Below are 24,703 nucleotides of genomic sequence, written 5' to 3'. Positions count from 1 at the left end.
TTCGACATCATGCAAGAATCAGATACCGATTTAATTTTCTCTAGCAAAAAAAGTAAAATCAAAGACTTTGCATTTGACGCACAAGTCGTTGAAGTTTTTCCTGATATGATCAGTCGCTCAGTACCAGGTTATAATACTATTATTGATACCATTGGTCGACTAAGCCAACGCTTTGTTACTGATAATAGCAATGTTTATGATCTAGGTTGCTCTTTAGGCGCGGCAACATTAGCCATGCGTAAAGCCATTACAGCAAAAAATTGCAATATCATCGGCATTGATAGTTCAAGTGCTATGGTTGAACGCTGTAAAATGCACGTAAATGCTTTTAAGGGTGAGACTCCGGTCGAAATAATAGAAGACAATATTCTTGATGTAGAAATCAAAAATGCCTCTATGGTCGTTCTTAATTTCACCTTACAATTTATTGCCCCTGAGCAACGCCAGCAGCTGCTAACAAAAATAGCTCAGGGCCTAAAACCTGGTGGTTTATTATTGCTTTCAGAAAAAATAGCGCATAGTGAGCAAGTTTGTAATGAGTTACTAGTCGACTTGCATCACGATTTTAAGCGGGCAAATGGTTATAGCGAATTAGAAATCGCGCAAAAGCGCACGGCCTTGGAAAATGTGATGCGCACTGACACCTTAGATACCCACTTAGCTCGCTTGAAGCAGGCAGGACTCAATCATAATGCCCCTTGGTTTCAATGTTTTAATTTCTTCTCTCTGATCGCCATAAAGTAGTTACCCATCGTATGATTTCATTTAATAAGTTTTACCAAAAAATAGCCGGCAACCGTTTAAATCATTGGCTAAACACTTTGCCTGCTCAGTTAACGCAATGGCAAGAACATCATTTACATGGCGAATTCGCCCAATGGCAAAAAACACTTGCTGCGCTACCTCAGACTTCACCGTCAAGCATTGATATTAGCTCAACGGTTCGAGCCGGTGAACGCTACGATATTAATGATGGTGAATATAAACGTATCGAAAACCTACTGAAAAAATTCAAACCTTGGCGCAAAGGCCCTTATCATATTCATGGTTTACATATAGATACCGAATGGCGTTCAGATTTTAAGTGGGATCGTTTAGCGCCACACATAAGTGATTTAAACAACCGTTATGTTCTTGATATTGGCTGTGGTAGTGGTTATCACTTATGGCGCATGCGTGGTGCAGGCGCTAAATTTGTTGTTGGGATTGACCCAACACAGTTATTTTTAACACAATTTCAAGCGGTTCAGCACTTCGTTCAAGACGATAACGTTAATTTATTACCGTTAGGCGTTGAACAACTTCCAGAACTGAATGCCTTTGATACAGTATTTGCCATGGGCGTTCTATATCACCGTCGCTCACCTATCGACTTTATTTATCAATTAAAGGCGCAGTTAGCACCAGGTGGTGAATTAGTGCTTGAAACTTTAGTGGTTGATGGCGATGAAAATACCGTGTTAGTACCAGGTGAACGCTACGCTAAAATGCGTAATGTTTGGTTTTTACCTAGTTGTGATGCAATGTGTGCCTGGCTTGAACGCTGTGGTTTCAAAAATATTCGCGTAGTAAATACCGATATTACCGCCCTAGATGAGCAGCGTAAAACCGACTGGATAGACACTGAGTCGTTACAAGACTTTCTTGACCCTAATGATGCGAGCAAAACAATTGAAGGCTACCCCGCGCCAAAACGTGCGATATTTATTGCCAATAAATAACTAAGCTCTCAGCTAATCAGAGAACTTTAGCGTATCAGTAGCTTAATGCTGATACGCCCTTATTTTCATCTTCCTTACTGCAAGTATCTATCTAACACTAACTGATAAACACCTTGCTCCTTAATTAAAGCAATACCTTGGTCAAATATATCTCGATGTTGTTTAGTATTAAAACCCGCAGCATACTCACGCTCACCAAATATCGGGTGAACAGTAAAACTTTGATTATATCGACCACCAACATGGGTTTTAACAAAATGCCTGAAGATATTGATATCGAGTATGATCACTTCAGTACGACGCGAAAATAACATTTCAATTTGCTGCACTTGGTCGGCTATCTCACGATACTCGGTCGACAAGCTGATACTGGCATTATAATCATCGCCCAAAAACTTTTTCGCATTTTGAAAAGCGATAACACTCTTACCTGAAAGCTCATTAATAGATTTAATTGATAAATTTCCATCGGTCAAACTCACGGCGACATTTTGGTAGGTGATATAAGGCTTTGAAACAAATACACTCGGATGTTGATAATCTATTGGCAAGGTTGCAATACCATCAGCATTAAAGCGTTTAAAACCACTAATACTTCTTCCTAGCGGAACATGAGTAAAATGAACTTTGTGATTAACACTAAGAAAAGCTTCGCGAATTATATCTAACTGCAAGCCAGTACCATTTTCTTCTACGATAAAAGGAGGCTTAGGTAAACCCGCGAGCATTTCGATATTATGTTTTATTTCTTGATGGCTAGCTAAGGTAACATTGTGGTTTGCTATAACAACATTTAAAGGCAAAAGAAAAAGAACGAATAAGAAAAATCGATATGTTTTAAAAGCAACTATCACTTAAGTCATGCTCCATTATTGCGCTACTTTCGTGCGATAAAAACACGCTAGCTATTGCGCTTAGCTGAGAAAATTGGGTAATGTACTCATATCGCCATAAGAATACAATTATCTTTACTTAAACGCTAATTAAGCCGCTGTAAATAATAATAAACTATATGTAGCGATACTGTTAATAAACATTGAAAGTAGAGGTATTATGGATAACCCTTGGTTAGCAAGACGAGTAGAGCGAGTCGCAAAACGACATCAAGATCACCGTAGCCCCTTTCAACGAGACCGTGCAAGAATACTGCACTCAGCGGCATTTCGGCGACTACAATCTAAAACTCAAGTGATGGGCAGTGGCCAAAGTGACTTCTATCGAACACGCTTAACCCATTCCTTAGAAGCCTCACAAATCGGCTCAGGTATTATTGCGCAACTTCGTAATAAGTATCCCCAGCAATGCCAGCAACTTTTTCCAAACGACGACAGTTTAATTGAATCCCTGTGTTTAGCGCATGATATTGGTCACCCACCCTTTGGCCATGGTGGTGAAGTTGCTCTACATTATATGATGCGTGAACACGGCGGCTTTGAAGGCAATGGCCAAACCTTTCGTATCGTCGCCCACTTAGAGCCTTTTAGCGAAAATTTTGGCATGAATTTAACCCGTCGAACTTTACTTGGCTTAATAAAATACCCGCAAGTATTGAATAACTTACAATGTCAGCCATTGCCGGAGCAACCTAAGTCAAAAAGGCAACTAAAAGCAGAAAATTGGCATCCGCCAAAAGGCTTATATCAAGACGACATTGAAATGATAGATTGGGTACTTTTACCACTCTCAGAGCATGACCGAAGACAATTTCAAACGACGGTGACAAAAATGAAAGGTCACCAGAAAACTATTTATAAATCATTAGATTGCTCAGTAATGGAGCTGGCAGATGACATAGCTTATGGTATTCACGACTTAGAAGACGCCATAGTCACAGGAGTAGTATCACAACAAGACTTTTATCAGCACGTCATTAAAAAGCTACAACAACTTGATGAGCCATGGATACAATCATACAGCGAAACACTAACGGATAAATTATTTGATAGCCAACGTTTCATCCAAAAAGAAGCCATTGGCGGCTTAGTGAATTACTTAATCACCGCTGTCGAACTGACTGACGTTAACGAAACAAAAAATACCAATTTTCACGAACCATTACTCAAAAATAACGCTGTCCATCCGCCGATTGCTGCACAAACCTTACAAATATTTAAAGATTTTGTTTATCAATATGTTATAAAGCAAACCTCGATTCAACAATTAGAATATCGTGGTCAGCAAATTGTCATGGAATTATTTGAAGCATTAGCCTCTGATCCCGAGCGTTTATTACCCAAAAGCACGGTTGTACGTTGGCAACATGCCAAACAAAATGATCAAAATTCTTACCGTATTATTGCCGATTATGTCGCAGGCATGACCGATGAATATGCCACTCGACTATACCAAACGTTATTTTTACCGATCGGCCAAACTGGTTTTGGTAAACACGATTATTAGTAGCGTAAATAAAAAATTAACATCAAATCAATAGAGAAGTTATCTACCAATGGCAAACATGCTAGATATTTATTGTGGCAGCAATGCCTTAAAAACCATCCAACAACGCGGTTTTAAACAAGAACTTTTTACTACTATGTTAGGCGCCAGTGGTGGCCCTAAATGGTTTACCTTATTTGGGTTAGATAAGTTTTTGTTCGGCGAATATTTCAAAGACCGGACAGCTGAATTAAATTTAGTCGGTTCGTCTGCCGGTGCCTTTCGCTTTGCCGCCCTGAGTCAGAAAGATCCGGTCGCCGCCATTACTCGTTTAGCCACCTTGTATTCTCAAACAACTTATTCGCAAACTGCTGACGCAAATGAAATTACCGACAAAGCGGTAGCGCTACTCGATGACGTATTAGGAGATAACGGCTGTGAAGAAATAATCAACAACCCAATATTTAAAGCGCATTTTATTGTCGCTAAATGTCGTGGCTTAACGACTTTTGAACATAAATTACCGCTCATGTTTGGCTTAGCTGCCAGTATGGCGTTCAATCAAGTTGACCGTGGTCTATTGGCCAAGCAATATCAACGTTACATTTATCATCACCCTAAAAGCCAATTAACCATCAAAGATAACTATAATTTCAACACTCAGTATCAGCCACTTAATAAGCAAAACTTAGCCTCTGCCTTGCTAGCTTCTGGCTCTATACCTATAGTAATGAAAGGAATTAAAAATATTGTAGGCTCAGCTAAAGGCATGTATCGCGACGGCGGTATTATTGATTATCATTTTGATGTCGACATTACGCCTACTTCGGGTTTAACACTTTACCCGCATTTTTCTTCAACACCAAAAGCCGGATGGTTTGATAAGAACTTAGCCCGTAAGGTTAGTGCCAAGCATTATGAAAATACCGTAATGTTAGTACCATCAGAAGAATTTATTGCTCGCCTACCATTTGCAAAAATTCCCGACCGGAAAGACTTTACAGACTTAGATGCTAAAACACGGTTAAGGTATTGGCAAACAGTATTAACCGAATCAGAAGTTTTAGCTGACGAATTTGCCAATACAGTGGCTACATCAAATACCGACAATATTAAGTTGATAGAATGCCGCTAAGATAAAACACTATACACTAATGGACTAGTTATAATATGACCAATAAGCCTTTAATCGTTTGGGATAAAAGTACTTTTGAGATAGGTATAGAAAGTATTGATACTCAACACAAAAAGTTAGTTGGCTATATTAATGAATTAGCTTGGGCTATTGATAATGACCAAGAAAAATGCGTTATTTCACTATTATTTAACAAACTCTACGATTACACCCAATTTCACTTTAAAGCCGAAGAAAGCTACATTTTAACGCTCAGTAAAAATGATTGTTTATTGCATCAGTTACAACACAAACATTTTATTGAGGAATTAGATAGGATCGTAAAATTAGACGAGACGGAAAACATATCCGAAGAGCTACTATATTTTTTAACTGACTGGCTACTACACCATATTCAAGTTGAAGATAAAAAGTTCTTCCAACAACTTAAAAAATAAGCGCTAACAGCACTTATTTTTTATTATCTTTAAAGCTAAAAGCGCTTCCAAGCATGGCATTAGCAAGGCTCGCCTAAACGTCAAACAATAAGTCGTATTCTGTTACTTAGCGATTTTTTGATAAATAGCACAAACTGCACCGGCGGGATCTTTAATGACCGCATATTTATCACTTCCCATTGACTTAATTTTCGTCACTAGTTCCCCGCCTTTTGCTTGCACCGCAGCAATAGATGCGTCAATATCAGCCACTAAAAAATATGGTAACCAAGCTGGTGGTAGGTCCTTATTTACGCCTTGTGCATGGCAAACCCCAGCAACTGCTTCGTTGTTATTCGGCTCAAGCATAGCGTAATCATCATAATCTCCCATAGAAATGTTTTCAGTCTTCCAGCCTATAACGTCTTGATAGAATGATTTAACGTTAGCTGCGTCACCGACAGACAAGTCCAGCCAAGCCATAGTCCCTATTTTATTGTCGCTCATAGCTTATCTCCATTTATATTTTTGAATTTTTGGGATTTTTCGGATAAAACTTATCCGGTAACGCATTTATATGTTCAAAAAATCGCGTGTCTTTATAAGGTAGCTTCATAAAGCCAGAAATGCCAAAGCCGGTAATAGTCGGCAATAATTGCAATATTTCCACTAAGCATTGCTTAAATTCGGCTTCTTTATCATGGTTTAATAGCATTAGGTAACTGTGAATTTTTAAATGTTTAGGTAGCACTTCAAAAATAATACAACCGGTATGATGAATTTGGTTCATTCTTGCCAATACAGCCATAATTTCATCAGGTAAATACAGATATTCATCGGGGTCTTTACCGTCTTCAAAATAAGAATGTAAACGGGTTACATCATCAATATCGGCAACGTCACTAACATCATATTTTATCACTTGCTCTGGGCTCGTCTGAAAAGGTAAGGTTTCGCTCTCTCGTTCAACATGCAAGGTATTTTTGGCGTCAAACAAACAACTCTTAAAAACACCGACTCTAAAAATTCCTTGCGCGAGACGAACCATATTATTGACCGCACTTTGAAACGATGCTTTTAATTTAGGATCGAACAACGATAAATTTGAATCAATATAAATACCCTCTTTTTCCCAGCGAATCGCTAAGCCGCCAACCACGGGGAAATTAGCTAATCGACTAACCGCCGCGATAAACGCTTTTTCAGTATCCCCCATGCCCATCAGAAAGTTCTTATAGTATTTTTCTAATTGCACATCATCAATATCACTTAACTGCTCTCTATCCGACGACTCTCGTAAAAATGACTTACGCGAGCCATAAACCACAGTATCAATATCTTTGTTATAATTTTTACACCAAACAGGCACCAGTGGAGCAATATTAATTGGCAGTGGCGGCTCTGCTAATACGGTATTTTTTAATAAGTTGAGATGTTGAAAAAAATAATCGCCTGCCTTATTACGGGTTGTTCTTTCGTTACTCAACATGCCCGCTAATATTTGCGCAAGCAACTTAGGTAGCCCCAACGATGCTGGCGTAATTACCGAACTACCATAACGACAAGACTGCCCCGAGGCGATGGCATATAGTGTTGCTGCTAAACCTTGTTCATCAAAACGTGGCGACGACATTTCACCACTAATTTGTTCATGACCAATAAAATAAACATCGCCCAAACGAGCATTACTATTTTGTAAGTCACTGCTCATTAAATCCATAATATTGTTGGCGGTTGTTTGCCCGTGTACATCAAGCTGTGCGGTTACCGCAGAGCCCCAGTCAACCAAATAAACTTTTTCAGTTTCTGGATCGAAAACCACATTTGACGGTTTAATATCGCCATGGACATATGGTTTGCCTTTAGCATGCTGGCTGGCATCACGTAAATAACTCAATATATCGGCCAGCTGTAAAGCTATTTTCACTACAAGCTCTGCAGGTAATGGCCCGCGTTTGTGCGATAACTGCTCTAGGTCGATACCCGGTGCGCGTTGCATATGGACAATAGATTGGCGTTTAATTTTATAGTATTCGACAATTTTAGGGATGCGGCTATGGGCCAATTGCGCTTGAATTTCAGCTTCTTCAGCTAAACGGTCTTGTACATGTTGCGGTAAGTTAATACGAGAAAACTTAAAAACGTGCGATTGGGCATGCTCATCTTCACCGCCAAATACAAAACCATAAGCGCCCTTGCCAATGAGAGAAATATTTTGATAGCCCAACAGACTCAATTGCTGCTGACAAAGTTCGACCCATTGTTTTAACTTAGTTGCATCTTCATGATTAAGAAGGTAAATCGATTGTTCTTCAGCAATATAGAAATGCTGGAGCTTCTTTTCTGCCACACTCACCCTCTTGATTCTGTTATTTCAGGCACATTAATATTTTATAGACCTAGAAAATATTAATGCCGTAGATACTTTAACAAAATCATATCATAAATTAATCAGCCCTTTGCTAAATATCCTTGGCAATGTATTGTTTTTGGCGGGCCTGTAAGGCAGTAAATTTAGGTAAGATATCGGTATTATTTACTAAGGTTCTTCGATTATTTCCTGTGACTTTCCAAACCGACTCTTCATTAAAAATATAATTCAAATGGAAGCCTTTAAGGCTACGAAGGTACTTAATACGATCTGTGGTATTGTCTAAAATAAGCGGGTTACTAGCACTTTCATCAGCATAGTAAGCTAAAACAATGTGAGGAATGCTTTGCTGTTTCTCGTTAACAACTTTCTCAAAGCTATCAACATCTGCTTGTAGCAACTTAAGTTTTTGTTTTGGCACACCAATGCGAATCAACAATTCGCGCTTTAAAAAAGCATAATCTTCACAATCACCCTTACCACTTTCTAGTGCCTCTATTGGCGCCGCCCAATAATCTGATAAGCCATATTGTTGCTGATCTAATTGATATTCCAAACGATGGTTAATGGTGAAGTTTATCTGATTTAATAGCTGCCGAGTGGTAGATAAATTAGTGAATGATTGTCGAGTATCATCTTGCGTCGATAATTGAGAACAACCAGCCAATAACAATACCAAGCCAATAAAAAAGCGGAATTTACAATATTTCATAATACGTTACTACGCTAACCATAACAGTAAAACTCTGTTGGCTAACTAAAAATAAATAACGACTATTTTAAAGGCTTTGTTTTAAGGTGACTGTTATAAGATGCAACATTAAGCAGCAAGTTGTATAACAAATATTGCAAATAAACATCTAAAATTATTACGTTTAATTTTGCTAATTTAAATTGAAACAAAATAGTGGTCACTTATGCCTGTCCTTGTAACAAAAGCGTCACATCAGGCATGTAGAATAATCATATTGGTTATTTTTATTGACCCTCTCTAGCATAAACATTGACAGCTTCCCTATGTCGTTCGCCCTAAATCAATAATATTGTTTAGGGCTTTTTTATTGCTTAAAACGTCTAGAAGTGTGCTGATGCATTGTAGCCATGGATAACTTTGAAAGGCCAGGTGTTCGAGGCATTGCCTACATGGTATCGAGATACTGAGTTTTCGTCTGGAACTTAAAAACTGACCATTCGTCCTGAATACAAAAAAGCCTGCATAAAGCAGGCTTTTCAACGTCAAAATATCAGTTAAGACTAAGACATGTGTACTAACATATTACTTGGTTCTTCAAGGAACGACTTCCACAAGTTACAAAAACGAGCAATGGTGCCACCATCAATAATGCGGTGATCGCCAGACCAACTAACTTGCATAATTGAACGCGCTTCAACTTCACCTTTGTCATTAAAACGTGGTAATTTTTGAAGTTTACCTAAGGCTACAATTGCAGACTCTGGCTTGTTGATAATAGGCGTTGCCACCGTACCACCAATTGCACCAATATTTGAAATAGTGATAGTACCACCTTTCAAATCAGCCGCTGGAACACGACCTGAACGGGCATCATTAGTTAATCGGGTAATATCGCCTGCTAAGTCTAAAATAGATTTAGTTTGCACTTGTTTAACATTAGGTACTAATAAACCAACTTTCGAGTCAACCGCCATACCAATGTTATGGTCATCAAAATAAGTTATTTCTGTGCAGTCTTCATTAACTTGCGTATTCACTAACGGGAATTGCTTCAGCGCTAACGACATAGCTTTCATAAAGAATGGCATCATGGTTAATTTGATATCTTGCTTAGCGTAAACTTCTTTAAGTTCGCCACGCAATTTAATCAAATTAGTCATATCAATTTCTTCACAGTAGGTAAAGTGAGGAATGGTTGATACAGAATTCACCATAGCTTTTGCCATTGCCGCTTTAACGCCGCGAATTGGCTCAACACGAGCACCACCTGAAACCGCGTCAGCAACTACCGCAGCGGTTGCTGAAATCGCTGGCGCTTCATTAAAAGCAACCACGTCTTCTTTATAAACACGGCCTTTTTTACCACTACCAGGAACTTGATGAATATTAACATTAAGTTCACGAGCAACACGGCGTACTGCTGGGCTTGCAACTGCTTTTTCATTTACAACTTTTGTTGTTGCAGTATTAGCAGGTGCCACTGGCGCTTTAGTCGCAGCAGCTTTTGGCGCAGAAGCTTGAGCAACAGGTGCTGCGTTAGGCGTTTCAACAACAGTAGCTGCAGCTTGCCCTGTCGCGGCAATTTCAACGGCAAATAAAGGCGAGTGTACTTTGGCAATTTCACCTTTAGCATAATAAAGTTTAACAACCGTCCCCTTATGCATGGCAGGAATTTGCACTAAAGCTTTATCCGTCATTACATCGGCAATGGGTTGATCTTCTTCAATCACATCGCCTTCAGCCACTAACCATTCAACTAATTCACACTCAACAATTCCTTCACCAATATCTGGCAAAATAAAGTCTTCTACTTGTGTACCTGAAGCAGCTGGGGCACTTTCAACAACCGTTTGAGCAACGGGTACTTCAGCAACGGTTTCAGCGACAACTGGCGCACTCTCACCTTCAGGTGTCATGGCAAACAATGGCGAGTGAACTTTAGCAATATCGCCTTTGGCATAATAAAGCTTATCAACAACACCTGAATGCATTGCTGGAATTTGTACTAAAGCTTTGTCTGTCATTACGTCAGCAACGGGCTGATCTTCAACAATCACATCGCCTTCTGCTACTAGCCATTCAACCAGTTCACATTCAACGATACCTTCACCAATGTCTGGTAATATAAAATCAATGCTCATGCTCTAAAATCCTAGTAAGTCATACTGTTTTTAATTGCTTCGTAGATCTTCAAGTGATCTGCAACATATTCTTTTTCAAGTGCTAATGGATATGGCGTGTCCATACCACAAACACGAGCAATCGGCGCTTCTAAATGTAAGAAACATTCTTGTTGAATAGTTGCGGCAATTTCACTAGCAAAACCTGCTGTTAACGGTGCTTCTTGGCTGACAACAAAGCGACCTGTTTTTGTTACAGAATTCGCTACTGTTTCTACATCCCAAGGTAAAATAGTACGTAAGTCGATAATTTCACATGAAATACCGTCAGCAGCAGCTAATTCAGCCGCTTTTTCAACGATTTCCATTTGTGCGCCCCATGCCAATAACGTGATGTCGCTACCTTGTTGCACAACTTCAGCTTTACCTAATGGTAATTGGTAATCTTCTTCAGGTACTTCACCAACCGAGGCACGGTATAAACGTTTCGGTTCGAAAAATATCACTGGGTTGTCGTCACGAATTGACGCCAATAACAAACCTTTAGCTTGATATGGGTTACGTGGCACAACTAATTTTAAACCTGGCGTATGAGCAAAGTAAGCTTCTGGTGATTGGCTGTGATATAAACCACCGGCAATACCGCCGCCGTATGGCGTACGAATGGTTAACTTACCGACATCAAATTCATTACCACTACGGTAACGAAATTTTGCTGACTCATTTACGATTTGGTCAAAGGCTGGAAAAATATAGTCCGCGAATTGAATTTCAGCAATTGGCGTGCTGCCTTGAGCCGCTAAGCCATTGGCAAAACCAATAACACCTTGCTCAACTAAAGGGGTATTAAAACAACGGTTTTTACCGTACTTTTCTTGTAAACCACTGGTTGCACGGAATACGCCACCAAAGTGACCAACATCTTCACCGAAGCAAACTGCACGATCGTTCTCAGCCATTACCGTATCAAGCGCGTTGTTAATCGCTTGTAATAAGTTCATTTGCGCCATTACTTAATTCTCCCCGCAGTAAATGGATAAGCATCGGGATACTTCTTAATATGTTCTTTTAATTGTTCAAACTGACTTTGCAACAATGGTGGTGCTTGGTCGTAAACATCAGTAATTAAATCTTCAACCGGTGGTTTATCAATTTTTTCTGATACTTTAACCGCCGCTAAAACGTCATCACGTAGCTTTTCAAATAACTCAGTTTCTTGAGCTTCGTCCCACCAACCTTGCGCCAACATCCAGTTCTTCATACGAAGAATTGGGTCATGTTCTTGCCATTTTGCTTCTTCTTCACGGGTACGGTAACCTGAAGGATCATCAGAAGTTGAGTGAGCACCTAAACGATAAGACATAGCTTCAATCAGCACAGGCTTACCTTCTTTAACGGCATATTCACGCGCTAATTGCACAGCAGCAATTACCGCTAAAATATCGTTACCGTCAATACGAAGTGTTTTCATGCCGTAACCAACACCGCGAGAAGCAATGCCATTACCCATGTATTGCTCGTCTGATGGTGTTGAAATAGCGTAGCCATTGTTACGACAGAAGAAAATAACAGGAGACTGATGAACAGCGGCCATATTTAAACCGGCATGGAAATCACCTTCAGAGGCAGCACCTTCACCGAAATAACAAATAGTTACGGCGTCTAAGCCTTGCATTTTTTGCCCGTAAGCATAACCTGCGGCTTGTGGAATTTGTGTGCCTAGCGGTGATGAAATCGTCATATAGTTCAATTCATTACTACCGTAATGGATTGGCATTTGACGACCTTTACCTAAATCTTTTTCATTGCTGAACATTTGGTTCATAAAGTTTTCAAGGCTAAAACCTCGAAACATTAATGCACCTTGTTCACGATACTGCGCCATGATCATATCTTGATCTTTCAGGCCTGCAGCACCACCAACACTTGCGGCTTCTTCGCCAAGTGCTGCCATATAGAAACTGATGCGACCTTGACGTTGCGCTGCCACCATACGTTCATCTAATACACGATGAAAAGCGAGAGTTTTGTAAGTTTTGGTGGCAAGTTCTTGATCAATTTCCGGCATGATAGCATTTTCATAAATGCTGCCATCTTGCTTCAATATTTTAAGGATTGGAATTTCAACTGAATGACCATCAATAAAAGCTGGTTGGTGTACTACCGGGCTTTCGTTATATATGTCAGTGTTCATAGCCTTCTCTTTTTTATTAACCTTGAATGACAAGGTGACATTTTATATTCACTCATTATTTACCACCAAAAGTATAGAAGCTTTCACGGCAAGATGAATATTTATGTCAATGTTATGAATTGTTGGTTGTAATAATCGCAAGCACTTTACCTTTACGTAAACTGAAAAACAAGTTTAGTGATTAAAGTTAGCGCTTTTATTTGCATAACGGCGAGCATAATTCTTTACAGTATTGCTCGCCGCTAAATAGTTGACCAGTTGCTTAGTTATGCAAGGGTTGTTGGGGTAACTGTTAGCATTGCTCGTTGACCAACAGCAACATTAGCATTTGGGAAAATAATCGCTTCCCCATCTTGTTGGGTTTTCACCTCAACACCACCATCAATGGCTAAAACATGGCCTTGTGGAAAGTCGGTAAAGTTTTCAACATCATCAGCAAAAGTTAGTGAGAAATCTTCATGGTGGCGATCAATAACTTGCGAAATTTCATACAGGTTAAAATCTTCTGCTTGATACGGCGTTAATTCAAGATCTTGGCCTGAAACAAACTTAGTTAAGGTTTCACGCACTTGGTTAAATTGGCTCATATCATTTTCACCAAACGGGCGAACTTTTCCTAATTCAACCGTAAATGCATCCGCGCCAAATTCATTCGACGAAAAATAGCTAAAAGTTGTTGTTGGTGAATGCGATAACAAAACAGTGCTAACACCACAGGCATTTAAAAACTGTAGCTGACTTTTCTTACGTGGTGCGCCGTGTAAAAATGGGTAAACAGCGAATTTATCACATTTAGAACCACGAATAGCGGTATGTAAATCGTAATGGCTACGTTGACGTTCGCCGCCATTGGCGCTTGATAATTCACTTCCGGCTTCAAAGAATGCTCTAACTGTATTTTCTAATAACAAAGCACGATGGCGTTCTTTGTTAATCAAGCCGGCACCATTGCCTTGGTCTTGTGAATGACCACCTGAGAACAAGCGATTCATGTTTTCTTCAACAAAACGCTCAGCAATATTCATTGATGCCGGGTTACCAAAAATAAATAATACCCGTTCGGCTAGCATTAATTCACCACGAATTAACTCGCCAATAATATCACTACAAATTTCAATTGGCGCAGTCTCGTTACCATGCACGGCGCTCGATAAAACAATATCGTGATTACTGGCGCGATCAATCGGTTCAAAGGTAATTAAGCCGGTTTCTAAAACCGACACTTTACTTTTTGTTTGCGACGCTTGATGAATAACTTCAAAGCTAAAAGCACCGCCAGGCAGTGACCATTCATTGGCACGTGTTATTGATAAAAAATCACCGCTTTGTTGTAAAGCAGATGCGAAGGCACTGGTTGAATTAGATAAGTCACTCACGCGGTTTCACCTATTTGTTTGTCGAATGAAATTGTCGACTGTAGTTATAGAATATTAATGAGCCGCACAGAAAAACTGCAACCGACCTCATTAATTAATGCGCGCTATTATACCGATTGAATGAGTGAATTCACTAGTTAGTAAAAATTAAACACTTCAGCAAGAAAGATCACCCATCAAGATTAAAGCAATACCGTAGCGTGCAACTGCTAAATTAGTACTGGCTGATTTTAACTATAGACAATCTATTAAAATCTTAGCTTAATGAAATAATTAAAGGATTTAATTGAAGGGATGTCATTTCGGCTAATAAAGGGGATTTTCTCAAACTTGAACTGACACGTTGAATTATTAAACTTTATATAGAGGTACCTTAATTTGAGACATTTAATTAATCTAAATTATAGGAACTTGAGCTATCTAAATTTTATGCTTCTATAATTCTAAAAATAGCTGTAAAAACTTTGCTGCTAACTGCTTTTGCTTTATTCAAGTTTGATAGTGACTCACTTTAAAATATGTGGTGTTGCCTCATAAAAAATCAAAAGATGTCTTGATAAGCTTTTGGTATCTTATGTGATTATATTACTGATCCAGACCGTTTGATAAGGGGCTAAGATTAGATCCTGCGTTAACTCTTTGATTTCACTTTGGCTAATAAGCTCAAACCACGACTCTGTCATAATTAAATTTAACTCACTTAAGGGCAATGACCTGGCTTGGTCAGAAACATTACTCACACAAAATATACTTTGTTTTCTGTCTTGGCTTTGACGCCAAAAACCAAAAAGCTGTAAACCTAAATGAAGCGTAAACTGCGTTGCATTCGGATGGAAGGCCGCTTGCTCAATACGAGTATTTAATAATGACGTTAATGTCGATAGTACTTTCGCATGATGTAAGTTTTTGTCTGCAAGTACCTCATTCAGAACATCCCTTTGCCAACGGCGGCGATTAATAGAGCGATTGTGATGAGTATTTGCTAACTTTTGATAATCATTTTGAGTGCCTAGTAGACTATGAATATAAAGCCCAGGTATGCCCTCAAGGGAAAACATAATGGCATGGGCACAAATGAAACGTTCAAAGTTCCATTCATCTTTACCATCGACAGTGCCTTGCAGTGCATCATAAAGTGAAATATTCATCTCATAGGCTTTTTGTTCACCATTATCCGCTGTTCGCCATGAAATTTTACCGCCAAAGCTCTCCACGGTCTGTACTAATTTATCAAGCTCAGTTTCATTTAATAAACCTTCAGCGGGCCGCAGGCCTATTCCGTCGTGAGAAGCAATAAAGTTAAAATACATAGTGCCATCTTGTGAAGGTGGCATACTCATTAACCAACGTTTTAAATACAAGCAATTCCCTGTTAATAACGTATTTAAGAGTAAAGGCGGTAATGAAAAATTATATATACCGTGTGCTTCATTAGCATTACCAAAATAGGTTAAGTTTTGAGTATTAGGGATATTAGTTTCAGTAATAATAATCGCATTAGGCTCTGCCGATGCTATCAATCCCCTTAAAAGCCTTACTATTTCATGTGTTTGCGGTAAATTTATGCTTTTTGTAGCCACGACTTTCCACAAAAATGCGATAGCATCTAAACGAAATATTTTAACGCCGGCATCGAGATATTGCCTGATGATTGAAATAAATGCTTTTAAAACCTCAGGGTTACGAAAATCAAAGTCAACTTGGTCATGACTAAAAGTGCACCAAACAAATTTTTTGCCATTACCCGTTTCAACTTCTTTGAGTAATGGCGAGGCACGTGGGCGCACTACTGCAGATAAGTCATCATCAGGTAGCGCAGTAAAAAAATAATCGCTACCTTGACCACTACCTTTAACAAAGTTATCAAACCATGCACTTCTACTTGAGCAATGATTAATCACCAGATCAGACATCAGATGATAATCTTTACTTATCTCTTTTATGTCTTGCCATGATCCCAACGCTTCATTCACCGAAGAGTAATCGATAACTGAAAATCCATCGTCCGAGCTGTAAGGGAAAAAAGGTAAAATGTGTACGCTGTTAATCGTGTTTTCAATGGTGGAGTCTAAAAAATGCTTTAAGGTTTGTAATGGCGGTTGACTAGGTGTGACAACGCTATCACCGTATGTGATCAAAACAACATCTTTTTCTGACCAGTGATTAGTGAACGGCTCTACAACAGCCGTATCCGCCGATAACAGCATAATATTAACCAGCTCTAGCGCAAGTTCTTCATAGCTTTGCTCAATCACAACATCTTGATAAATAATTGAAAGCTGTTGAGCTATTTTGCTTTTTAGTTGATTAAGCTGTGTTTGCATCGCTTCACATTCCTTCCTTGCTGACTACTTTATTGCCTGAGAAAATTCTTCGTTGTCTAACTCCACGGCTGTTTTTAATTGCAACAAAATATCAGGGATAGCACTAACAACTCGGTTCCATGAAGGTATAAAAGGTGTATCCATTGGCTGTTCTAAGAAGGTATTTCCTGCGGTTAATATATTTTGGGCAAACATTTCTACCGCTTTTTCTTCATTATGAATATCAAGCTTAAGTCCGTTCATCATGGCGTCATTGCGATAGGTTTCCACATAATCTAAAGCAATACGATAATACGTTGCCTTTAATGTTCTAAATTTTTCAGAGGTGAATGTTTCACCTTGTGTGGCGAGTTTACGAATGAAAGCTTTACTGATATCAATCGACATTTTTGACAAGCCACCACTGGTATTATCTAAAGATAAGTCTTGATGCTTATGATCATACGTTGCGGCTATATCGACTTGGCATATGCGGTTTGAAGAGTAATTACGATACATTTCAGATAAAACACCAATTTCTAAGCCCCAATCACTTGGGATCCTAATGTCGTTTAATACGTCACGGCGAAAGGAAAATTCACCCGCTAATGGGTACAAAAAACTGTCCATATATTCAAGGTAATCACAATGACCTACGGTTTTTTTCAATGCTTTAATTAGCGGTGTAACTAATAAGCGTGATACCCGACCATTAATTTTGCCTCCGGCAACACGCGCATAAAAGCCTTTAGAGAATTCATAGTTAAATAACGGGTTAGCAACAGGATAAAGTAATCGGTCAAGTAATTCTTTTTCGTAAGTTAAAATATCGCAATCATGCAACGCAATAGACTCAGCTTTACCTGAGGCCAAAATATACCCCATGCAATACCAAACATTACGACCTTTACCTAGTTCTTTAGGCGCTAAACCCAAGGCTTGTAATTTGCTATCTAATGCTTGTAGCCTTGGGCCATCATTCCATAAAACTCGATGATGCTGAGGCAGTTGACCAAAAAACGATAACGCGTACTTGTATTGTTCAAGGTCGGCTCTGTCTAAGCCAATAACAATTTCAGATAAATACTTTACCTGTTTAATTTTATTAATAATATCAGGTAAAGCCTTACCTTCTAATTCAGAAAACAAAGAAGGTAGAATGAGCCCTAATGAACGTTTTCTGGAAAACTCCAGTAATTCAGCTGCCATATCAGCAGGTTCACGTTGAGCCAAATGATGTAACGTTGTTACTGTGCCATTTTGATAAAAATCAGCCATGGTTTACCTCTGAGTTATTTGATTGTGAAAGTAGCTGGTTCACTAAAAGTGTTTCTATTGCTTGCGCCCAACCTTCTGGACCATTTAATTGCGTTTTTATAGTTTTGTATTGTCGAGATAATATTGGATATTCATGGACTGGAGAACGAACTTGAACCGCGATGTCTGCTGCTTCTAACATGGCGATATCGTTTTCTCCATCTCCTAAGGCAATAGTAGAGATAGCGCTATTTTGAAATTGCTCACGATATCGCTCAGCTAACCAAATAAGTGCTTGGCCTTTATCGCAATAGTCGCCAATATGCATAAACCGTCCTCCCTGCACAACGTTGGCTCCTAAGCTAACCAAACGATCGACAAAGGCTTGCTTCGTGGGTTCATCTCCCAACCAATTTAGCGGTTCAGCAAATTGTCTTTGCTTGGCACGTTTCGCTTCTGCTTCAGTCAAGCCTGTAACTTGGCACAACGCTGGTACGGATAAGGTTGAAAAGCCCTGATAATAACGACTAAATTCAAAAGTATGCTCTGACAACAAATCTAGCCAATACTGCCTAGGTAAACTGAATGACTTCAGCCAATAATCGCCAATAATAACTGTATCGGTAGGCTGCCTATCGAAGGTGTTGATGGGGATGTATATCGCTGCACCATTCTCTATAATAAACGGAGTATTTAACTTGAGATTTCGGTGAATAATTTCTAATTCGGCAAGTGTTTTACTGGTATTTAAAATGACCGGAATTTCAGCATGCTGCAACCGTTGAAGTGTTTGCTTGGCTGCTGTTGCCTGATAGGTGTAATGATCAAGCAGCGTTCCGTCCAGATCACTAAAGATAAGCGTTTTCAAATTATTCATTCCTTTCTGCAATAGGAAGGTCTGAAATATTTCGCTCGTTATCTAAGTAGAAAATAGCATCAGCAGATTGTGAAATAGTATTACATCCCTGAACACTCAGTCTTTGGAAGTATTGAGTGAACTCAATAACTTCTTCCGCAGACATAATTTTAGAGCTTGCTAAGCCAATGTTTCTATTTTCTAATTTTTGTTCTTGTTCTAAACGCCACTTATAAACACAATCGAATGATGGAGCTTGTAAGGCTAGCCAAAAATCCATTTGTTCATACAGTGGCTCGTAAAAGCATTTAAGCTTTTGATTAACATAGTTTCGCCATTCCCCCGTTTTATCATGTTGAGATTCAAGTTCATTGACTGGCGCTTCTAACTGCTCTGCCGTTTGTGACTTAACGCCCCAGCACCAACCTTCTAAGATAACAATATCTGTAGGCTGTTCAATTCTCGCCCATTGTTCTTCAGGAAAAGGGTCATCAGTAGCTTTATTGAATTTTGGAATAGAAAAAGCTGTTTTCCTATTTTTGAGCTCAGTCAAAATACGCTTAAGTGCAACAACATCATGAGTACCGGGCACGCCCCGCGTTGCTAAAAGTGGATGTACGTCTTCTGCTAGTTGTTTACGTTTCTCGCTAGTTAAGTAAAAATCATCTAACGACATGACAACAACATTAATTTGGTACTGCGAGGCTAAATAATTAGCAATATAATCAGTTAATGTTGATTTACCACTTCCTTGGCATCCGTTGATACCAACAAAGTAAGTCTCATTTTTCTTAGTAAATTGGTAAAATAGTCGCTCAGCGAGTGGTTGATAATACTGCGCTACGGTAGATTCAAAATCTTCAGGTAAATTGTGTTGTTGAATAAAAGCAGAAATCATAATTGTCATCCTGAAAAACAAGTTATGGTTATGCTTTCAAGTCTTATACCATTTCATAAATAACTCAACAACAATAACTAAAGCATTGTTATTTAATGATTATTGATAAATACATTATAAGAAATTATTCATTTCTAGCTAATGAAAGTGCACCGACTTAAGCTATTGCTTTATATTGGTGCAACCTTAACTCTTAAATAAATGATTCAATAACTCAATGCTGTGGCGAGCACAAAAAAGCCCTAAGCAAAGTTAGGGCTACTTGTCTCAAAAATAAGAAAGAATATCGTATAAATAAAAAACACAAATACGGGATAATAAACGACTAAAACTTAGCGTTTAGCCATAACCAAACTTTATCAGTATCGACTTTTCCAGCGCTTGCATCGCCAGCTGAGTATGATGCTAATTTAACACCAACTGAATAATGCTTAGTGATGCTTCTTGTGTATACAGCGTCTATTTCTGAGCCTAAATCATCAACGGTTGCTGACGCTTCATCGGCATCAAATTTGTGATAGATAATGGCCCACTTTCCGCCAGCGGCCTTCCCGCCAATACTGGCATATAGATCACTTAATCCTTCTTTTGGAGTGCCTAAGAATTGATCAGACCAACCATTAAACTTATGCAGCGTTGCTAATGGTGTTGAAAAGCCGTACATGCCATCATCGGAGCCTAATAATTCATAACCAACTTTTATGCTGATGTCAGAAAATTTAGTCCCTAATTCAGCAAAAATATAATCGGCTGAATATGAAGTTGTTGCCGTTTCTGCATCTTGATTGCCGTATTCAAAAGTATATGATAATTTTTGTTTGCCCATTACTGATGACCCGTTAAAGCGGAGGCCATAGGTATCGAGAGAATTTTCAGTATTGTTATCAACTTCTAATAAATATCCATAAGCGGCAATGGTACCGACATCCATTTTGTATGCTGCATTAATTAAATGATCCTTTGAGTCAATATCTTTTGCTTGTGCAAAAATTCTATTTCTTTGTGAAATATAACCATACTTCACGTTTAAATTTTCAATCGCTTGGTAGGCAAATGTGACCCCATCAAACGTTTGTCTGTCTTGACGCCAGCCAACATGGCCGACAAAACGATGATTATCCATAGTGATCACCTGTCGCCCGGCTTTAATGGCAAAAGACTTTTGTTGGTATTGCACTAACATTTGATCGAGCTCTGTTGTTTCTGGATCGGCAATCACCGAATAATCGATATTTTCACCAAGGGTAGTATTGTAGTCATCAACGCCAAGCACTGAACGTGAGTCTTCAAATTCAACGAGAGAAGAAAAACCATTAACACTACCTGTCGCGTAGGTTAAACGAGTACGTATGGTAAGTGCATCAGCATCTTTAAGTGCATTGTCTTGGTCAACGTTTTCATATCGTAAATTAAGGTTAACGCTGGATTTTCCGTTAATTAACGCATCAGTTATCGAGCCGCCAAATGCCATTGAAGAACAACTACCTGATAAAGCTACGGATAAAAACATAGCTATTTTTTTAAGATCCATGGGGTATTTTTCCTTATATTTTTTATTGCTAAGTTTGTAAAAAGAATGTGTTTTATTACTGTTATTTAAGGCTATTTTTCATTAACACACTTTATTGATGCTGATTTTTCTGAGATAACTTTTTGCTTTATATTTTCAACTTTTCTTTGTTTTTCATAAAGGAAAGTCAAAACCTCTGAACGAAGTCGGTTATATTCAAGGTCTTTGGCTAGAGATAAGCGATTACGGGGATGTTCAAGTTTTACCTCTAGAATTTCACCAATAGTGGCTTCAGGTCCGTTGGTCATCATAACAATGCGATCTGATAATAAAACTGCTTCATCAACATCGTGTGTGATCATAATCACCGTATTGTTAAGCTCCTTTTGAATCTCCATTAACGAGTCTTGCATGTGCGCACGCGTCAGCGCATCAAGTGCGCCAAAAGGCTCATCCATTAATAAAACTTCAGGTTGCATAGCTAACGCGCGAGCAATACCAACACGCTGCTTCATACCACCAGAAATTTCATTAGGCCTTTTATGCATGGCGTGATCCATGTGAACCAGCTTTAAGTTATAGTCAATCCACTCTTTCATTTTGGCTTTTGATTTGCTTTTCTTAAAAACTTGTTTTACTGCCAGTTCTACATTTTGGTATGCGGTTAACCAAGGTAATAGTGAATGGTTCTGAAAAACCACAGCACGTTCTGGCCCAGGTTCATTCACTTCTTTGTTATTTAATAACACACCGCCATTAGTTGCTTGGTAGAGGCCGGCAACAATATTGAGTACCGTCGATTTACCACAACCGGAATGGCCAATGAGCGAAATAAACTCACCTTTTTTAATTTGAAGGTCGACATCTTTTAGCGCGGTAAAGCTGCCTGTTGGCGTTGCAAAATCCATATCGATATGACTGATATCTAAAAATGATTTTTTAGTACTGTTTGTTGGTATATCTGATTTCATAATAAAGCCCTTAAACGCTTACGCTTGATTTGTCCCAAGACACTTTTCGTTGTAGTTGCAACATTGCTCGGTCTAATAAAAAGCCGATAAAGCCAATAACCACAACCGCAGCCATTATTCTTGCAAGTGAATCTGAACTGCCGTTTTGGAATTCATCCCAAACGAACTTCCCTAAACCCGGGTTTTGGGCCAGCATTTCTGCCGCAATAAGTACCATCCAAGCGACGCCAAATGATAAGCGCATACCGGTAAAAATCATTGGAATGGAGGCTGGTAACACTATTTTTTGAATGTGTGTTAATGCAGGTAATCGCAAAACTTTGCTGACATTGAGTAAATCATTATCAATTGTAGATACACCAATAGAGGTATTAATTACCATAGGCCACAAACTACAAAGGCTAACTGTGATCATCGATGTTAAAAATGATTTGGACACCATAGGATCATCAGTGACATAAAGCGCACTTACCACCATAGTGACTAGGGGTAACCATGCTAATGGCGATACTGGCTTAAAGACTTGCACAATGGGATTTAACGCAGAATTTAGCCGTTGACTTAAGCCCATCCAAATACCTAAGGGAATGGCGATAATAGCCGCGACTAAAAAGCCACTAGTGACTGTTATTAAGCTGGTAAATATTTGGTCTAAAAATGTTTCTTTTCCTGTATATTGTCGTATTTTCACCACATAGTTTGGGTTTTTCTCAAGCTTAGCGGCATTACGAACATCTTGTCGCTGATAAAACAAAACAGCCTTTTCTTGCTCCACTTGATGCTCTTCATACAATGACTGAAATTGTTCAACAACAGCCCCAGGGCCTGGAAATTCTCCTAACGATGTATGGATATTTTTTGCAACTATCCCCCAAAAAAATATAAATATGCTGATGCCTAAACAGGGTAACAAAATCGCCTTAGTGGCTTTTTTAAAAACAGTCTGAACAGATTTCATCAGTTGTTCGCCTTCCGTATTACTAGCTATACTTACTGTTGTTGAACTCATTTTTTATTCCTTTTCAATACTATGAGTGAATCGCGCCTAAAGCTTTTCACCGCTTTTAAGACCAATAACAAATTTTTCTAAATAAGCATTTGGCTGGCTTCCGTCATAAACAATATTGTCAATAAAATGCTTTTTCGGCGCTTTAAATCCGGTTTCTTTAGCAAAATCTGGAAATTCATTTGCCGAAATTAATTTATCAGCAATTAAAGATTTTGCGGCTTTAACGTAAATATCTGGACGATAAACTTTCGATGCTAAATTTTTGTACCACTGGTCACTTTTATCCTCAGAAATTTGCCCCCAACGACGCATTTGCGTTAAATACCAAATAGCGTCTGAAAAATATGGATAAGTCGCGTTGTATCTGAAAAACACATTGAAGTCGGGTACTTCACGGACATCACCTTTTTCATACTCAAAAGTCCCCGTCATTGAATTAGCAATAACATTGTAATCAGCGCCAACATAGTTAGATTGAGACAATATTTTTACTGCCGCTGGACGGTTCGCATTGTTATTATCATCTAACCATTTCGCTGCTCGAATTAGCGCACGAGTTAGGCGTATAGTGGTATTAGGGTATTTTTCTGCAAACTTGGCCGTGATACCAAAAACTTTCTCAGGGTTGTTTTTCCAAATTTCATAGTCAGTGACTATTGGCACACCAATATTCTTAAATACCGCTTGTTGGTTCCAAGGTTCACCAACACAGTAGCCATGTATGGTGCCAGATTCCATGGTTGACGGCATTTGTGGCGGAGGGGTAACCGACAGTAAGGCATCGGCGCTAATTTGCCCTGAAGAATCGCCTTTATGCGGCGCATAAAAACCCGGGTGTATTCCACCAGCGGCTAGCCAATAGCGTAATTCATAGTTATGAGTTGAAACAGGAAACACCATGCCCATTTTAAACGGTTTACCTTCATCGTTTAGTTTTTCAATAACAGGTTTTAATGAGTCGGCTTTAATTGGGTGAACAGGCCTGCCGTCTGCCATTTTAGGAATATTCGGCTTCATTTGCTGCCAAATTTCGTTAGAAACGGTAATGGCGTTACCGTTTAAATCCATTGAAAATGGAGTAATAATATGTGCTTTAGTGCCATAGCCCATCGTAGCTGCAATCGGCTGCCCTGCCAGCATATGCGCACCATCTAAACTGCCATCGATAACACCGTTTAGCAACACTTTCCAGTTTGCTTGAGCTTCAATGGTGACATATAAGCCTTCATCTTCGAAATAACCATTTTCATAGGCAATAGCAATTGGAGCCATGTCGGTCAGTTTAATAAAGCCAAATTTTAGTTCTTCTTTTTCAGGCTCACCGAGCTCTTCACCAAAGGCGAGATTACTGCCTGAAAGTACCATAGCAACGCTAAACGAAATCAGTTTCAAGGTAGCACTTATTGATTTTTTCCAGTTCATTATCAAATCCTTCAAGTTACGTTAGTAAAAATTAAAAAAAACGCTCACCCATAAATAACCATGATGATTAT

Annotated in this window: 21 protein-coding genes; 5 read left to right on the top strand and 16 right to left on the bottom strand. The window is 38.9% G+C overall.

The genetic code is table 11. The features are described from left to right. The first annotated feature begins 9 nt into the window (after positions 1-9). Both cmoA and cmoB read left to right on the top strand, forming a co-directional pair. The gene (cmoA, locus tag AC27JP_RS15035; protein ID WP_487116500.1) at positions 10-744 is read left to right on the top strand and encodes a carboxy-S-adenosyl-L-methionine synthase CmoA; all 735 of its coding nucleotides are present in this window, start codon (positions 10-12) and stop codon (positions 742-744) included. 11 nt (positions 745-755) lie between these two features. Beyond that, positions 756-1,721, top strand: coding sequence for a tRNA 5-methoxyuridine(34)/uridine 5-oxyacetic acid(34) synthase CmoB (cmoB, locus tag AC27JP_RS15030; protein ID WP_487116498.1), 966 nt, complete (start codon positions 756-758; stop codon positions 1,719-1,721). Between the two features lie 74 nt (positions 1,722-1,795). Here cmoB and AC27JP_RS15025 read toward each other — a convergent pair whose 3' ends face one another. After that, positions 1,796-2,575, bottom strand: a complete 780-nt coding sequence (locus tag AC27JP_RS15025) for a substrate-binding periplasmic protein (RefSeq protein ID WP_487116496.1) — start codon at positions 2,573-2,575, stop codon at positions 1,796-1,798. A gap of 199 nt (positions 2,576-2,774) precedes the next feature. On the opposite strand from AC27JP_RS15025, the gene AC27JP_RS15020 reads away from it, so the two are divergent. From AC27JP_RS15020 to AC27JP_RS15010, 3 genes are read left to right on the top strand one after another with little or no spacing between them, the layout of a single operon-like run. Further along, positions 2,775-4,121 (top strand): anti-phage deoxyguanosine triphosphatase, encoded by a 1,347-nt coding sequence (locus AC27JP_RS15020; protein WP_487116494.1) that lies wholly within the window; start codon positions 2,775-2,777, stop codon positions 4,119-4,121. A 58-nt stretch (positions 4,122-4,179) separates the two neighbouring features. Continuing rightward, positions 4,180-5,235, top strand: a complete 1,056-nt coding sequence (locus AC27JP_RS15015; RefSeq protein ID WP_487116549.1) for a patatin-like phospholipase family protein — start codon at positions 4,180-4,182, stop codon at positions 5,233-5,235. A 35-nt stretch (positions 5,236-5,270) separates the two neighbouring features. Continuing rightward, entirely contained in the window at positions 5,271-5,672 is a 402-nt protein-coding gene (locus AC27JP_RS15010; protein ID WP_487116492.1) for a bacteriohemerythrin, read from the top strand. A gap of 102 nt (positions 5,673-5,774) precedes the next feature. Here AC27JP_RS15010 and AC27JP_RS15005 read toward each other — a convergent pair whose 3' ends face one another. The 15 genes from AC27JP_RS15005 to AC27JP_RS14935 form a co-directional block, all read right to left on the bottom strand. Beyond that, on the bottom strand, positions 5,775-6,158 hold the full coding sequence (locus tag AC27JP_RS15005; RefSeq protein WP_487116490.1) for a VOC family protein: 384 nt from the start codon (positions 6,156-6,158) through the stop codon (positions 5,775-5,777). Between the two features lie 13 nt (positions 6,159-6,171). Further along, complete coding sequence (locus AC27JP_RS15000; RefSeq protein WP_487116488.1) at positions 6,172-8,001, bottom strand: protein kinase domain-containing protein; 1,830 nt, start codon at positions 7,999-8,001, stop codon at positions 6,172-6,174. Positions 8,002-8,113: 112 nt separating this feature from the next. Then, positions 8,114-8,734: a transglutaminase-like cysteine peptidase gene (locus tag AC27JP_RS14995; protein WP_487116486.1), complete on the bottom strand. Its 621-nt coding sequence runs from the start codon at positions 8,732-8,734 to the stop codon at positions 8,114-8,116. 542 nt (positions 8,735-9,276) lie between these two features. Continuing rightward, complete coding sequence (locus AC27JP_RS14990; protein WP_487116484.1) at positions 9,277-10,857, bottom strand: dihydrolipoyllysine-residue acetyltransferase; 1,581 nt, start codon at positions 10,855-10,857, stop codon at positions 9,277-9,279. Positions 10,858-10,868: 11 nt separating this feature from the next. Further along, positions 10,869-11,846: an alpha-ketoacid dehydrogenase subunit beta gene (locus AC27JP_RS14985; protein ID WP_487116482.1), complete on the bottom strand. Its 978-nt coding sequence runs from the start codon at positions 11,844-11,846 to the stop codon at positions 10,869-10,871. Then, complete coding sequence (locus tag AC27JP_RS14980; protein WP_487116480.1) at positions 11,846-13,030, bottom strand: thiamine pyrophosphate-dependent dehydrogenase E1 component subunit alpha; 1,185 nt, start codon at positions 13,028-13,030, stop codon at positions 11,846-11,848. The genes AC27JP_RS14985 and AC27JP_RS14980 overlap by 1 nt, the downstream gene beginning before the upstream one ends. 266 nt (positions 13,031-13,296) lie before the next feature. After that, complete coding sequence (gene astE, locus AC27JP_RS14975) at positions 13,297-14,406, bottom strand: succinylglutamate desuccinylase (protein WP_487116479.1); 1,110 nt, start codon at positions 14,404-14,406, stop codon at positions 13,297-13,299. Positions 14,407-14,978: 572 nt separating this feature from the next. Further along, the gene (locus AC27JP_RS14970; RefSeq protein WP_487116477.1) at positions 14,979-16,730 is read right to left on the bottom strand and encodes an alpha-amylase family glycosyl hydrolase; all 1,752 of its coding nucleotides are present in this window, start codon (positions 16,728-16,730) and stop codon (positions 14,979-14,981) included. Between the two features lie 24 nt (positions 16,731-16,754). Next, positions 16,755-17,987: a glycosyltransferase family protein gene (locus AC27JP_RS14965; protein WP_487116475.1), complete on the bottom strand. Its 1,233-nt coding sequence runs from the start codon at positions 17,985-17,987 to the stop codon at positions 16,755-16,757. Further along, a complete protein-coding gene (locus AC27JP_RS14960; protein WP_487116473.1) occupies positions 17,980-18,843 on the bottom strand; it encodes an HAD-IIB family hydrolase in 864 nt (287 codons plus the stop codon). The genes AC27JP_RS14965 and AC27JP_RS14960 overlap by 8 nt, the downstream gene beginning before the upstream one ends. After that, positions 18,836-19,720: a kinase gene (locus AC27JP_RS14955; RefSeq protein ID WP_487116471.1), complete on the bottom strand. Its 885-nt coding sequence runs from the start codon at positions 19,718-19,720 to the stop codon at positions 18,836-18,838. The genes AC27JP_RS14960 and AC27JP_RS14955 overlap by 8 nt, the downstream gene beginning before the upstream one ends. 325 nt (positions 19,721-20,045) lie before the next feature. Continuing rightward, positions 20,046-21,251 (bottom strand): alginate export family protein, encoded by a 1,206-nt coding sequence (locus AC27JP_RS14950; RefSeq protein WP_487116469.1) that lies wholly within the window; start codon positions 21,249-21,251, stop codon positions 20,046-20,048. 71 nt (positions 21,252-21,322) lie between these two features. Next, complete coding sequence (locus AC27JP_RS14945) at positions 21,323-22,201, bottom strand: ABC transporter ATP-binding protein (RefSeq protein ID WP_487116467.1); 879 nt, start codon at positions 22,199-22,201, stop codon at positions 21,323-21,325. Positions 22,202-22,211: 10 nt separating this feature from the next. After that, positions 22,212-23,159, bottom strand: coding sequence for an ABC transporter permease (locus tag AC27JP_RS14940; RefSeq protein WP_487116547.1), 948 nt, complete (start codon positions 23,157-23,159; stop codon positions 22,212-22,214). Between the two features lie 87 nt (positions 23,160-23,246). Then, positions 23,247-24,575 (bottom strand): CmpA/NrtA family ABC transporter substrate-binding protein, encoded by a 1,329-nt coding sequence (locus AC27JP_RS14935; RefSeq protein WP_487116545.1) that lies wholly within the window; start codon positions 24,573-24,575, stop codon positions 23,247-23,249. Positions 24,576-24,703 lie beyond the last annotated feature (128 nt).

The organism is Colwellia sp. SU-HH01172 (assembly GCF_057553355.1).
Note: the sequence above shows the minus strand (reverse complement) of the source record. Positions and strands in the feature narration are given on the sequence as shown.

Bases quoted from the DNA above. Each gene is read 5' to 3' on its own strand.
- cmoA (WP_487116500.1), top strand. From the start codon at position 10: ATGCAAGAATCAGATACCGATTTAATTTTCTCTAGCAAAAAAAGTAAA.
- cmoB (WP_487116498.1), top strand. From the start codon at position 756: ATGATTTCATTTAATAAGTTTTACCAAAAAATAGCCGGCAACCGTTTA.
- AC27JP_RS15020 (WP_487116494.1), top strand. From the start codon at position 2,775: ATGGATAACCCTTGGTTAGCAAGACGAGTAGAGCGAGTCGCAAAACGA.
- AC27JP_RS15015 (WP_487116549.1), top strand. From the start codon at position 4,180: ATGCTAGATATTTATTGTGGCAGCAATGCCTTAAAAACCATCCAACAA.
- AC27JP_RS15010 (WP_487116492.1), top strand. From the start codon at position 5,271: ATGACCAATAAGCCTTTAATCGTTTGGGATAAAAGTACTTTTGAGATA.
- AC27JP_RS15005 (WP_487116490.1), bottom strand. From the start codon at position 6,158: ATGAGCGACAATAAAATAGGGACTATGGCTTGGCTGGACTTGTCTGTC.
- AC27JP_RS14995 (WP_487116486.1), bottom strand. From the start codon at position 8,734: ATGAAATATTGTAAATTCCGCTTTTTTATTGGCTTGGTATTGTTATTG.
- AC27JP_RS14990 (WP_487116484.1), bottom strand. From the start codon at position 10,857: ATGAGCATTGATTTTATATTACCAGACATTGGTGAAGGTATCGTTGAA.
- AC27JP_RS14985 (WP_487116482.1), bottom strand. From the start codon at position 11,846: ATGGCGCAAATGAACTTATTACAAGCGATTAACAACGCGCTTGATACG.
- AC27JP_RS14980 (WP_487116480.1), bottom strand. From the start codon at position 13,030: ATGAACACTGACATATATAACGAAAGCCCGGTAGTACACCAACCAGCT.
- AC27JP_RS14970 (WP_487116477.1), bottom strand. From the start codon at position 16,730: ATGCAAACACAGCTTAATCAACTAAAAAGCAAAATAGCTCAACAGCTT.
- AC27JP_RS14965 (WP_487116475.1), bottom strand. From the start codon at position 17,987: ATGGCTGATTTTTATCAAAATGGCACAGTAACAACGTTACATCATTTG.
- AC27JP_RS14960 (WP_487116473.1), bottom strand. From the start codon at position 18,843: ATGAATAATTTGAAAACGCTTATCTTTAGTGATCTGGACGGAACGCTG.
- AC27JP_RS14955 (WP_487116471.1), bottom strand. From the start codon at position 19,720: ATGATTTCTGCTTTTATTCAACAACACAATTTACCTGAAGATTTTGAA.
- AC27JP_RS14950 (WP_487116469.1), bottom strand. From the start codon at position 21,251: ATGGATCTTAAAAAAATAGCTATGTTTTTATCCGTAGCTTTATCAGGT.
- AC27JP_RS14945 (WP_487116467.1), bottom strand. From the start codon at position 22,201: ATGAAATCAGATATACCAACAAACAGTACTAAAAAATCATTTTTAGAT.
- AC27JP_RS14940 (WP_487116547.1), bottom strand. From the start codon at position 23,159: ATGAAATCTGTTCAGACTGTTTTTAAAAAAGCCACTAAGGCGATTTTG.
- AC27JP_RS14935 (WP_487116545.1), bottom strand. From the start codon at position 24,575: ATGGTACTTTCAGGCAGTAATCTCGCCTTTGGTGAAGAGCTCGGTGAG.